The following is an 11,947-nucleotide window of genomic DNA, read 5'->3' as shown; positions in this document are numbered from 1 at the left end:
CGGACGGTGGGGGTGTACCGGGCGCCCCGAGGATCGCGTTACCGGAGGTACGAGTCAAGAGTCCGGGTCAAATGACCTGTTGATGAATTCCCCGGTCCCGCGCGGGGAATCAACCCTCGATCAGGCCCACGAGTTGATCGGCCGTCAGGTCCAGGTGGTCGGCGGCGGCCCGTTCGTCGCCGAGGACCAGGAACTGCAGGGTGAGCCCGTCGATCGCCGCCGCCAGATACCGCGCGATCACCTCCACCGGCACCCGGGGCTCCAGCCCCCGCACCCCGCGCACCTGCTCGACGAGCGCCGCCGCCGACGCCACGTACTGCTCGTACTGGGCGCGCGCCAGGTGCTCGAAGCCGGGCTCCCGCAGGGCGTACTGGGTGAGGTCGTACGTCAGCATGTGCTCGCCCGGGTGGGCCGTGACGTGGTCCCAGTACGTCTGCAGAGCGCCCCGGACGGTCTCGCGCAGCGTCGCACCCGGCTCGACCGCCGACATCACGCGCGCCACGTAATTGCCGGTGATCGTCTCGATCGCGGCTTCGAGGAGCGCCTGCTTGGAGTCGAAGCAGTAGTGGAAGACGCTCAGCGAGACCCCCGCCTCGGCGCAGATCGACCGGGTGGTGGTCTTGGCGACACCGTCCCTGGTCATCGCCCTGATCGCCGCCTCGACCAGCTGTCTGCGTCGTTCGGCCGACGGCATCCGCGCCATGGTTCCTCCTCGCGTCCGGCGCACAGGGTAACCGCAGCTCCCGCACCACGCGCCGGACGCGAGCCCGTCAGGCCGCCGCCGAGCTCCGCGTCGTCGCCGCCAGCTCCGCCCGCAGGGCGGCGAACGCGGGGTCGCCGCGCAGCGAGGCGACATCCGTGCCCGGGTCGCGGGGGAGGGGCACCGGCACCTCGGCGACCACCCGCCCGGGGCCGGCCGCCATCACCAGGACCCGGGAGCCGAGGAGGACGGCCTCCTCGGCGGAGTGCGTGACGAAGAGGACCGTCGTGCCGGTCGTGGCCGCGAGCGTGCGCACCTCCTCCTGGAGGCGCTCGCGGGTCAGCGCGTCGAGCGCGGCGAACGGCTCGTCCATCAGCAGGATCTGGGGCTCCACCGCCAGCGCCCGCGCGATCGCGACCCGCTGCTGCTGCCCGCCCGACAGCTCCCAGGTCCGCCGGCCCCCCATGCCGGAGAGGCCCACCAGGGAGAGCAGCTCCTCGATCCGGGCCGCCCGACCGGCACGGGCGGCCCCGTGCCGGGCCAGGGCGAAGGCGAGGTTCCCGCCCACCGTCCGCCACGGGAAGAGACGCGGCTGCTGGAAGACGACGCCGACCTTCCTGCGGACCTCCACGGCTCCGGTGGCGGGCCGCTCGAAGCCCGCCACCAGGCGGAGCAGCGTCGTCTTGCCGCAGCCCGAGGGGCCGACCAGGACCACGAACTCGCCGGGCTCCACGGCCAGCGAGACACCGGCGACCGCGACGACGGGCGCCTTGACCGTCCCGTACCGGACGCCGACGTCCGAGAGTTCGATGTCGGCGAGGCGCACGGCGGTGTCAGCGGACGACACGGGCGAGCTCCTTCAGCGCGAGGGCCTTCGCGAACTCGGCCTGCTCCGGCACGGCGTCGATGGCCTTCTGGCCCTTGAGGAAGACGGCGGCGTCGCGCAGGTTCGCGGCGAGCGCCCCCGGCGCCCCCGGCCTGCCGAGGTACTGGGCGCCCTGCTGCTCCTCCGCGGTGAGCAGGACCAGCTCGGCGAGCTGCTTCCGGGCCTCGTCGGGGGCGAGGCCGAGCTCGGCGCCGATGGAGCCGGCCGCCTTCGCGGGGTCGCTCTCGGCCAGCTTCACCGCCTGGTCCTCCGCCTTCAGCCAGGCGTCGACGATCTCCGGGTGCTTGGCCGCGAACGCGTCGGTGACGACCCCCAGGTCGGCCGTCGGCCTGCCCCGCTCCGCGATCGTACGGCTGGTGACGAGCACCTTCCCGTCCTTCTTCAGCTCGGTCAGGCTCGGCGTCCACACATAGGCGGCGTCGATGTCGCCGCGCTGCCAGGCCGCGAGCGCGTCCTGCGGCTGCAGGTCGACGAGCGTCACGTCGGAGGCCTTCAGACCGGCCGACTCCAGCGCCACGAGCAGTGAGTAGTGGGAGGTCGACCCGAAGGGCGTGGCGATCTTCCGGCCCTTGAGGGCGGCGACGGACGCGATGTCCTTCCTGGCGACCAGGGCCTCGTTGTCGCCGATCAGATCGTGGATCCACAGCACCTTGTACGGGATGTGCAGCGGCGCCGACAGACCCTTGGTCACCGGGCTCGAACCGAGAAGCCCGAGGTCCACGGACCCGGCGATCACGGCGGTGTTGACGTCGCCGCCCGAGTCGAACTTCACCCAGGACACCTCGGCGTCCGGCAGGGCCTTCTCCAGGAGCTTCTGGTTCTTCACCACCAGATCGGCGTTGGGGATCGCCTGGTACGCGATGCGCACCCGGACCTTCCCGTCCTTCCCCTCGGCGGCGTCGGCGCCCGTGCCGCAGGCGGTGGTGGACAGGGCGAGCAGCAGGGCGGTGGCGGAGGCGGCGAGGACGGCACCGCGACGGGACGAGGGCATGACGGTTCCTTCGGAGAGGGAGCAGGTGGTTTTGTCGGGGGGTGTCAGGCGCGGCCGCGCCACGGGACGGCGGCCCGTTCCAGGCCCCTGAACAGCGCGTCGAGGGCGATGCCGGAGAGGCCGATCGCGATGATCCCGGCGATGACGAGGTCGGTCTGGTTGTAGCGCTGGGCGTCACGGATCATGCCGCCGATGCCGGGGACGCCGTTGATGGTCTCGGCGGCGACGACCGAGGTGTACGCGATGCCGACGGCGATCCGCACGCCGGTGAGGATCTCCGGCAGCGCGGCGGGCAGCCGGATCGACAACAGCAGTGCCGCCGGGCCCGCGCCCAGGGCCCGCCCCGCCTCCACCAGGTCGGCCGGGACGCCCCGTACGGCGGCCGCGGTGGCCGCCGCGACGGGCGGAAGCGCCGCGATGAGCAGCAGCCAGATCTTCGGGGACTCGTCGATGCCGAACCAGATGACCAGCAGGGAGAGGTACGCCAGTGGGGGCAGCGTGCGCAGGAACGTGACGGCCGGCTCCAGGACCACGGCGACCGGCTTCACCACGCCGATCAGCAGCCCCAGGGGGATGCCGACGAGCGCCGCGTAACCCGTGCCGATGGCGATCCGGCGCAGGGAGACGGCCAGATGCTCGACGAGCAGGTGGTCGCTGATGCCGCGCACCCCGTCGTGCACGGTCGACGCCCGTACGAAGGCCTGCCACACGTCGCCCGGGGAAGGGACGAGGACCCGGGGCCAGACGCCGGCGGAGACCACGGCCTGCCAGGCGGCGAGGAGCACCACGAGGGCGAGGAGCCGCAGCGCGGCCCAGCGCAGGGCGGCCACTCCGGTCCTGGCACGGCGGGCCGGGCGCGCGGAGGCGGGGACGGTCCTGCCTGCCGCGTCTTCGGCGTCGTCCTCGGCGCCGGTCACGGTGGCGTTCGTGGTGCCGAGGACGGTCACGCCGCCGCCTTCGCGGCGGCCGCCCCGGTGAGCGCCCGCAGCCGGGGCGCCACCTCCTCGCCGACGCGGTAGGCCTCTTCGAGGTGCGGGTAGCCGGAGAGGACGAACTCGTCGATGCCGGCCTGCCCGTACTCGAAGAGCCGCAGCGCGACCTCGTCGTGCGAGCCGACGAGCGCCGTCCCGGCCCCCTCGCGGACGAGTCCGATGCCCGCCCACAGATTGGGCGCGACGGTCAGGCTGCCGGCGGAGCCGCCGTGCAGCGCGGTCATCCGGGCCTGGCCGGTGGAGTCCATACGGGCGAACCGTTCCTGCGAGGCGCGGACCGCCTCGGGGTCGAAGCCGGCGAGGATGCGGTCGGCCTCCTGCCAGGCCTCGGCCGAGGTGTCCCGGGTGATGACGTGGAGACGGATGCCGAAGCGCAGGGTGCGGCCCTCCCGCGCCGCCTTGGCCCGTACCCGGGCGACGCGTTCGGCGACGGCGGCCGGAGGCTCGCCCCACAGCAGCTGCACCTCGGCGTGGCGTGCCGCGACGTCCTCGGCCTCCGGGGAGGCGCCGCCGAAGTAGAGGGGGACGGGCGTCCCGACGGCGGGAGCGGTCAGCCGGGCCTCCTCCACCCGCACGTGACGTCCGTTCAGAGTGACATCCGAACCGTCGAGCAACCCACGCACGACGCGCATGAGTTCACCGGTCCTGACGTACCGCTCGTCCTTCGGGAGGTGGTCGCCGTACGCCTTCTGCTCGACCGGGTCGCCGCCGGTGACCACGTTCAGGGCGATGCGCTCGCCGAAGAGCCGCCGGAACGTGTCCGCCTGCTGCGCGACCAGCGTCGGCTGGGCGAGCCCCGCGCGGAACGCGACGAGGAAACCGATCCGCTCGGTCACCGCGGCGACGGCGGAGGTCAGCACCCAGGGATCCGCACAGCCGAGTCCCACGGGCGTCAGCAGCCGGGCGAAACCGGCCTGTTCGGCCGCGCGGGCCACCTGCGCCAGGTAGTCGAGGCCGGCGCCGCGGCGGGTCGCGGCGGCGGAACGGCCCTGGACGGCGGTGACCCCGCCGGGGTCGCGGCCGTCGCCGCCGGTGGGCAGGAACCAGTGCAGGACGGGAGTACGGGAAGAGGACATGCGGACGTACCTCGGGGAAGAGCGGGGCCGGGACGGGTGCGCGCGGCACCACGTCAGGCGCGCGGAGCGTGAAGGGAGGCCCGTGGCTTCAGGGCCGTGAGGGGTGTCGACGGGGACGGTCGGCGTCGGAGGACGACGGCCGACGGTGTGAGGAGGTGCGGAACGCCGGAAAGGGGCTCAGCGACAGGCCGCGCGGCGACACGACTCGGACCGACACAGCATCCCCGCGACACGCAGAAGATCCACGTGGCGGCGGGAGACGAGGGCGGGAGTCATGCGGGCATCCTTGCCGCGGCGAGTGCCGGCCCACAAGTCGCGTCCGTGATGCGGACGCCACCGTCTCGCTCCTCGGAATGCGGCTCCCACCCGTGCACGGCCTCGGGGCCGGTGACGGATGGTTGGCGATAATGAGGCCCCCTGTTCTCACGAGCCCCCGAAGAGCCACCTGTGATCGACAGCACCACGCCCCTCCAGGCCACCGGTCCGGCCGAGACACGTGCCGAACGACGACGCCTCGTCGAGTCGGTCGGGGCCCAGCGCCGGCTCCTGGCCGCACGACGCCCGTTCGAGCTCGCGGACGGTCGGCGGCTGAACCGGGAGGCCGGGGCCCGGATCCGCGCCCAGGCGCGGCACGGGAAGGCCCTGCAACGCATCCACGAGAAGCGGGCCAGGAGCGAGCGGTCCCTCACCGCCCAGCTGAACGGCCTCGACGGGAAGCGTGCCGAGCGCGAACGCCGGGCGCTCGCCGTGCTGCGGCGCGAATCGATCGAACGCTCGCTCCGCGGGACGCGCCTGACGGCGAGCGAGGTGAACGGCATCGGCAGCGGACTCGCCCGCGACCTCGCGGCACAGGGCATCAGGACGGCCGCCGACTTCAAGCGGGTCAGCTGGGGCAAGGCCCCCGACGGCCGCGGCGGGGACGTCCTCTACATCCACCGCACCCAGGGCCGCAAGGTCCACGTCAACGGCATCGGCGAGCACCGGGGCAGGCCCCTGATGGAGTGGCGGCGAGCCGCCGTCGCCCGTGCGGAGGCCCGCGCGCCGAAGGAACTGCCCCCGGACGAGCGGCACCGCATCGAGGAGATCATCGAGAACGAACGGGGACGCCTCCAGGCCGACCTCGCCGAAGTCCCGAAGACCGCCGAGGCCGCCCGCGCCGAAGCCGAACAGCTCCACGCGGAGCGCCTGGCGACGCTGGCCCGCGCCGAGCGCGAGGCGGCGGACGAGGCCGCGCTCCGCAGGGCCGGGTTCGACGAGATGGCGGAGCGGCTCCTCGTGCTCCGGGCCGAACTGGCCGCCCACGTCGACCTCTACGGCGATCTCGGGTTCCGTGACCGCCGGGCACGTTCCCGCGCCCTGCGTCCGGTGCCGGCCGCGCCGCCGGTGATCCCGGCCCCGCGCGCACCGGAGGCGGAGCCGGAGTCCGGGTCCGCGTCGGGTGCCACGGCCGATGCCCGGCCCGCGCCCGGCGTCCGGGCGAGCCTCGGCTGGCTCGTGCCGGTCGCCTTCTTCGGCGTGACCGCGATGCTGGGCGCGGGCGAGACGGACGCGACGCCCCTGTGGTGCGCCGTCGCGACCCGCCTGGTGTCCCTCGCCGTGACCGCGGAGCTGCTGCGTCTGTGGATCCCGCGCAGGAACTGGCGGACCGCGGACGCCATGCCGGGCGGCACCGGGTTCCTCGCGTCGGGGGCGTTCCTGGGACTCGTGGCCGCCGGCATGTTCACGGACCCGCTGTACGCGGCCGACAGCGCTCCCTGGGGCCTGGCCGTCGTGGCCGCCGTCCTCGTCGTGACGGGAGCGGTCCGGCGCGCGGGCGCCGGGCGGACCGCGTCCGGGTGAGGTCAGTCCCCTGCCGGGGCTCTCGCGCCGAGGACCTCGCGCAGCGCGGCCACCGCGTGGGCCCGGTGCTCGTCGAGCCGGCGGACGGCGCTCTCCTCGTCGCCGTGGCGGAGCGCGGAGATCACCGCCCGGTGCTCCCGCACGGCCTGCTTCCGGTGCGGCGACTCGGTGTAGTACAGCGAGCGGTACGCGTCGGTGGCGTCCCACAGGGTCGCGACGAGGCGGACGAGGCGCGGCATCCCGGAGGCCTCGATCAGGGTGAAGTGGAAGAGCCGGTTCGCGGTCGCCATCGCGGCCACGTCCCCTTCGTCGGCGGCCCGTTCCACCTCCCGCTGGATCCGTTCGAGCGTGGCGACCGTGCCGTCCGGCATCCGCCGGACGGCCATGCGGACCGCCTCGGTCTCCAGGAGCTCGCGGATGCGGTAGATCTCCTCCAGGTCGTCGAGGGAGAGCTCCGCGACGAAGTAGCCGCGGTGGACGTGATGGACCACCAGGCCCTCCGCCTCCAGGGCCTTCAGGGCCTCCCGGAGCGGCACCCGGCTCACCTCGAACCGCGTCGCCAGGGCCTCTTGGCGGATCGGGCCGCCGGGCCTGAGCTCCCCGGTGGTGATGGCGCGCCGCAGCTCCTCCAGGACGAACTGCTGGGCGGTCTGCGGCCGCCGCTTCTGCACCGCGCTGCTCATCGCCTGTGACCTCCGTTCCCTCACGTCGCCGCCGGTGGACCACGCCACCGGCGGCGACCATCTTCCTACGCGCCGCCGCCCGCCGCCGACGCCCCGTGGACGACCCGCCCCAGCTCCGACAGCACGTCGTCCGTGTGCTCGCCCAGGCGAGGGGGAGCGGTGCGGTAGGAGGGCGGAGTGGCGTCCAGCCGGATCGGGTGGGCGACCTGGCCGGGGCCGGCGGCGGACTCGGGGACCCGTGGTGCGAGCCCGAGCCGGTCGGCGAGGTCGAAGGCGGCCGCCAGGTCGTTGATCGGCCCGCAGGGCACGCCGGCCGCGGTGAGCTCCTCGAACCAGGCGTCGGCGGTACGGGTTCCGAGCGGGCCGGCCAGGGCGTCGACCAGCTCCTCCCGGTGGGCGACCCGGACCGTGTTCGTCGCGAAACGGGGGTCCCCGGCGAGCTCCGGCAGGCCGAGCCGCTCGCACAGCGCCCCGAACTGCCGGTCGTTGCCCACGGCGAGGACCAGCGGCCGGTCCCGCGCCTCGAAGACCTCGTACGGGGCGATGCTCGGGTGCCTGTTGCCCATCGCGCGCGGCACGACCCCGGCACCGAGGTGGGCGGCGGCCTGGTTGGTGAGCGCCGAGAGGAGGGAGCCGAGCAGGGAGACCTCGACCCGCTGGCCCTCGCCGGTGCGTTCCCGGTGGCGCAGGGCGGCGAGCACGCCGAGGCCCGCGTGGAGGCCGGTGATGACGTCGACCAGGGCGACCCCGGCCTTCGTGCCCCGGCCGTCCGGCTCTCCCGTCACGCTCATGAGGCCGCCCATGGCCTGGACGAGCAGGTCGTAACCCGGCAGGCGGGCGCCCCCGGCGGTGCCGAAACCGGTCACCGAGCAGTAGACGAGGCCCGGGTTGCCCGCGCGCAGCTGCTCGTACCCGAGGCCGAGCTTCTCCATCGTGCCGGGGCGGAAGTTCTCGACGAGGACGTCCGCCCGGTCCACGATCGCGCGCGCCGCGGCCAGGTCCTCGGGGTCCGTGAGGTCGAGCGACACGGAACGCTTGTTCCGGTTGACGCCGAGGAAGTACGTGGCCTCTCCCGCGGCGAACGGCGGGCCCCACGCGCGCGTGTCGTCGCCCGAGCCCGGCCGCTCGATCTTGATCACGTCCGCGCCCAGGTCGGCGAGGAGCATCGTCATGTACGGCCCGGCGAGCACCCGGCCGAAGTCGGCGACGACGATCCCGGACAGGGCGCCGGTTTCCGGTGGCGTCCCCGGTGTGTGCTGCTGGTCTGCGCGCATTCAGCTTTCCTCGCTCCCGCTGGGGATACCGGAGATTGGATCCAATCGGACCGTAGGGTCCCGGTGTCGGATTTTCAATACTGGATCCAATATCCGATCTGTGGATACGCTTCGGCTCGCCGAGTTGCCACCGCGTTGCCACAGTCGCCAGGAGGCCGTCCGTGAAGTCGCCGTCCACCCCCGTCCACCCCTTCGACCTGCTCGCCGTCGACGGACTCCTGACCGACGAGGAGCGGGAGATCCGGAACACCGTCCGCGCCGTGGTCGACCGCGAGCTGCGACCGCACGTCGCCGGCTGGTTCGAGAAGGGCGAGATCCCCGCCCGCGAGCTCGCCCGCACCCTCGGCGGCATCGGCGTGCTCGGCATGCACCTGGAGGGCTACGGCTGCGCGGGCACCAACTCCGTCGCGTACGGCCTCGCCTGCCTGGAGCTGGAGGCCGTCGACTCCGGACTGCGCTCCCTCGTCTCCGTACAGGGCTCCCTCGCCATGTACGCGATCTGGAAGCACGGCTCCGAGGAGCAGAAGCAGCGCTGGCTGCCGAAGATGGCGGCCGGCGAGTACATCGGCTGCTTCGGGCTCACCGAGCCGGACGCCGGCTCCGACCCCGGCGCCATGCGGACCAACGCCAAGCGGGACGGCTCCGACTGGGTGCTGAACGGCACCAAGATGTGGATCACCAACGGCTCGGTGGCCGACGTCGCCGTCGTCTGGGCGCGCACCGAGGACGGCGTCCGCGGCTTCCTCGTCCCGGCCGGCACCCCCGGCTTCAGCGCCCCCGAGATCAAGATGAAGCTCTCGCTGCGCGCGAGCGTCACCAGCGAACTCGTCTTCGAGGACGTGCGGCTGCCCGCCGACGCCGTGCTGCCGGAGGCCCGCGGCCTCTCCGGCCCGCTCGGCTGCCTCAACGAGGCCCGCTTCGGCATCGTCTTCGGCGCGCTCGGCGCCGCCCGCGACTGCCTGGAGACGGCGATCTCCTACGCCAAGGACCGGGTGGTCTTCGCCCGCTCCCTCGCCTCCTACCAGCTGACGCAGCAGAAGCTCGCCGACATGTCGGTCGAGCTCGGCAAGGGCATGCTCCTCGCCCTCCACCTCGGCCGCCTCAAGGACGCGGGCGCGCTCACCCCCGAGCAGGTCAGCGTGGGCAAGCTGAACAACGTCCGCGAGGCGATCGCGATCGCCCGCGAGTGCCGCACGATCCTGGGCGCCAACGGCATCACCCTCGAATACCCGGTGCTGCGCCACGCCAACAACCTGGAGTCGGTGCTCACCTACGAGGGCACGAGCGAGGTCCACTCCCTGGTCATCGGCAAGGCGCTCACCGGCGAGCAGGCCTTCCGCTGAGCCACCGGGACGCCGTCCCGGCCCTCAGCCCGCCGTCACCCGGTCCAGGAACGCGTCCAGGTTGCCCGTCAGACGGGCGACCTGCTCGTCGAGGGTGAGGGACTCCTCGTGGCGCCGGTGGCGCAGCTTCGGCTGCCGCCGGCCCCGGACGTAGAGGGAGCAGGCGAGGTCGGCGCAGAGGTAGATGCCGACCGTGTTCCCCTCGCGGCCGCGGCTGCCGGCCAGGGGTGCCACCAGGAGCGTGACGCCCGAGGACGCGTGCGCGGTCAGACAGACCTGGCACATGCTCGACTTCACGGCGCTGGTCCGGCCGGTGGCGGGGACCCGCAGGGTCACGCCGAGCGGCCCGTCCTCGCGGGGCACGACCAGGTGCGCCCGCAGGGGCGCGCCCGGGTCGACCCAGCCGAGGAAGTCCAGTTCCTCCCAGGGGAGTTCGGCGAAGTCGAGGGGGAGCTTGAGTCGCGCCGCCTCGCCCTTGGTGCAGTTCACGAAGGACGCGCGGATCTGTTTGTCGGTCAGTGGTTCCACTCGGTGGACCGTACACGGATCGCCCGGGGCGGGCATCCGAATATGGAGCCCCGGTACGCGGCCCGCCCGGCCCTCAGGCCACCCAGTCCGGCAGCGCCGGATCGGCGAAGCGCCCCGGGGCCCCGTCCAGGGCCGCCGCGAGCCGCTCCGCAGCCGGCTCGTACACGTCCACGGGCAGGGTGAACGGGATCCGCAGCCGGTGCTCGTGCGTCCCCGGATCCACCCCGAACCGGGCCCCGCCCTCCACCCGCACCCCGTGCCGCAGGGCCCGGGACGCGAGGGAGGACGCGACCGGCCGGCCCAGGTCGATCCAGAGGCACATCCCGCCCGGCGGCACCGCCCACCGCCACTCCGGCACGTGGCGGGCCAGCGCCTCGGCCAGCGCGGCCCGGCGCAGCCGCAGCCCGTCGAGGCGCCGCGGCAGGATCACGTCGAGACGGCCCATCAGGGCGACGGCCACCAGCTGGTCCAGCACGGAACCGGACAGGTCGGCCGTGATCCGCACCCGGGCCAGCTCGGTCACGACGCGGGACGCGGCCCGCACCCAGCCGACCCGCAGCCCGCCCCAGCAGCTCTTGCTGAGCGAGCCGACGGAGACGATCTGCTCGCCGTCGCCCCCACCGGCCGCCGCCGCGAACGGCGGCGGCGCGGGCACGTCCAGGGCCATGTCCGTCAGCGTCTCGTCGACCACCAGCCAGGTCCCGGTGGCCCGCGCGGACCGCGCGATCTCCCGGCGCTGCTCCGCCGGCATGAGCCGGCCGGTCGGGTTGTGGAAGTCCGGGATCAGATAGGCCAGGCGCGGCGCGGTCTGCCGGAGCGCCGCGTCGACGAGCCCGGTGTCCCACCCGGCCTCGGTCACCGGCACCGGCGTGACGCGGAGCATCCGCCCCCGCATCGCGTCGAGGGCGTTGGCGTACGAGGGGTTCTCGGCGAGCACCCGGTCACCGGCCCGGCCGAGCAGCGCGAGGACCAGCGAGACGGCCTGCTGGGCGCCCGTGGTGACGAGGATCTGGTCCGGGAGGGTCGGCAGGCCCCGGGCCGTGTAGCGCTCGGCGATCGCGGCGCGCAGCGCGGGCAGCCCGTACGGGTGGTAGCCCTGCGACCCGGAGTAGCGGGGCAGCTCGGCGGCGGCCTCGGCCAGCGCGGCGGACAGCTCGGCCTCCGGGGCGGGCGGCGCGGCGAGGGCGAGGTCGATGGTCGCGCCGGCGTCGTCCTGGAAGGCCCCGAGGACGGTGGGCGCCTGCCCGTCCGGCAGCGCGGTCCACGTCCCGGCGCCGCGCCGGCTGTGCGCGTAACCGCTCTCCCGCAGCAGGTCGTACGCCCCCGTCACGGTGGTCCGGCTCACCATGAGCACCGCGGCGAGCTCGCGCTCGGCCGGCAGCCGCAGGCGCAGCGCCACCCGGCCGTCGAGCAGCGCCTCCCGCACGGCCCGCGCGAGCTCCCGGTACCCGAACCGGCCCTCCGGGGGCGCGGTGAGGAGCGACGCGAGCTGGCGGCCCGTCAGGGTTCGGTCCGCAGTGTGGACCACGCGTGCCGCTGCCATGCCAATCACTCCTCATTGGCTCTGCTGCCGGGGCCAATAAGGTTACAGACTCCCTTCCAGTGGCCTGGAAGGAGACGACGGATGTCCGGACA

General features: G+C 74.0%; 12 protein-coding genes. 2 read left to right on the top strand and 10 right to left on the bottom strand.

Annotated features, from left to right (window positions below):
• Positions 1–109: 109 nt before the first annotated feature.
• The 6 genes from ACFYUZ_RS28855 to ACFYUZ_RS28830 form a co-directional block, all read right to left on the bottom strand.
• Positions 110–703, bottom strand: a complete 594-nt coding sequence (locus ACFYUZ_RS28855; RefSeq protein ID WP_389314055.1) for a TetR/AcrR family transcriptional regulator — start codon at positions 701–703, stop codon at positions 110–112.
• 67 nt (positions 704–770) lie between these two features.
• The gene (locus ACFYUZ_RS28850; RefSeq protein ID WP_389314053.1) at positions 771–1,547 is read right to left on the bottom strand and encodes an ABC transporter ATP-binding protein; all 777 of its coding nucleotides are present in this window, start codon (positions 1,545–1,547) and stop codon (positions 771–773) included.
• Entirely contained in the window at positions 1,534–2,577 is a 1,044-nt protein-coding gene (locus ACFYUZ_RS28845; RefSeq protein ID WP_389314051.1) for a glycine betaine ABC transporter substrate-binding protein, read from the bottom strand. Before ACFYUZ_RS28845 ends, ACFYUZ_RS28850 begins: the two co-directional genes overlap by 14 nt.
• 44 nt (positions 2,578–2,621) lie before the next feature.
• Positions 2,622–3,494, bottom strand: coding sequence for an ABC transporter permease (locus tag ACFYUZ_RS28840; RefSeq protein ID WP_389314126.1), 873 nt, complete (start codon positions 3,492–3,494; stop codon positions 2,622–2,624).
• A 26-nt stretch (positions 3,495–3,520) separates the two neighbouring features.
• Positions 3,521–4,645 carry an LLM class flavin-dependent oxidoreductase gene (locus ACFYUZ_RS28835; protein ID WP_389314049.1) on the bottom strand — a complete coding sequence of 375 codons (1,125 nt, stop codon included), beginning with the start codon at positions 4,643–4,645 and terminating at the stop codon, positions 3,521–3,523.
• Positions 4,646–4,822: 177 nt separating this feature from the next.
• Positions 4,823–4,921: a putative leader peptide gene (locus ACFYUZ_RS28830; protein WP_389314047.1), complete on the bottom strand. Its 99-nt coding sequence runs from the start codon at positions 4,919–4,921 to the stop codon at positions 4,823–4,825.
• A gap of 171 nt (positions 4,922–5,092) precedes the next feature.
• On the opposite strand from ACFYUZ_RS28830, the gene ACFYUZ_RS28825 reads away from it, so the two are divergent.
• Positions 5,093–6,484: a hypothetical protein gene (locus tag ACFYUZ_RS28825; RefSeq protein ID WP_389314045.1), complete on the top strand. Its 1,392-nt coding sequence runs from the start codon at positions 5,093–5,095 to the stop codon at positions 6,482–6,484.
• Positions 6,485–6,486: 2 nt separating this feature from the next.
• On the opposite strand, the gene ACFYUZ_RS28820 is transcribed toward ACFYUZ_RS28825, so the two are convergent.
• Together ACFYUZ_RS28820 and ACFYUZ_RS28815 are read right to left on the bottom strand one after the other, a co-directional pair.
• On the bottom strand, positions 6,487–7,167 hold the full coding sequence (locus tag ACFYUZ_RS28820) for a GntR family transcriptional regulator (RefSeq protein WP_389314043.1): 681 nt from the start codon (positions 7,165–7,167) through the stop codon (positions 6,487–6,489).
• 65 nt (positions 7,168–7,232) lie between these two features.
• Positions 7,233–8,441 carry a CaiB/BaiF CoA transferase family protein gene (locus ACFYUZ_RS28815; RefSeq protein WP_389314041.1) on the bottom strand — a complete coding sequence of 403 codons (1,209 nt, stop codon included), beginning with the start codon at positions 8,439–8,441 and terminating at the stop codon, positions 7,233–7,235.
• A gap of 161 nt (positions 8,442–8,602) precedes the next feature.
• On the opposite strand from ACFYUZ_RS28815, the gene ACFYUZ_RS28810 reads away from it, so the two are divergent.
• Positions 8,603–9,784: an acyl-CoA dehydrogenase family protein gene (locus tag ACFYUZ_RS28810; protein WP_389314039.1), complete on the top strand. Its 1,182-nt coding sequence runs from the start codon at positions 8,603–8,605 to the stop codon at positions 9,782–9,784.
• 24 nt (positions 9,785–9,808) lie between these two features.
• Here the strand turns inward: ACFYUZ_RS28810 and ACFYUZ_RS28805 are convergent, their stop codons facing one another.
• Positions 9,809–10,312 (bottom strand): FBP domain-containing protein, encoded by a 504-nt coding sequence (locus tag ACFYUZ_RS28805; RefSeq protein WP_389314037.1) that lies wholly within the window; start codon positions 10,310–10,312, stop codon positions 9,809–9,811.
• Positions 10,313–10,385: 73 nt separating this feature from the next.
• Positions 10,386–11,855 carry a PLP-dependent aminotransferase family protein gene (locus tag ACFYUZ_RS28800; RefSeq protein ID WP_389314035.1) on the bottom strand — a complete coding sequence of 490 codons (1,470 nt, stop codon included), beginning with the start codon at positions 11,853–11,855 and terminating at the stop codon, positions 10,386–10,388.
• Between the last annotated feature and the right edge of the window lie 92 nt (positions 11,856–11,947).

Source organism: Streptomyces sp. NPDC004266 (assembly GCF_042874095.1).
GTDB lineage: Bacteria > Actinomycetota > Actinomycetes > Streptomycetales > Streptomycetaceae > Streptomyces.
This window is presented reverse-complemented; position numbering and strand designations above follow the sequence as displayed.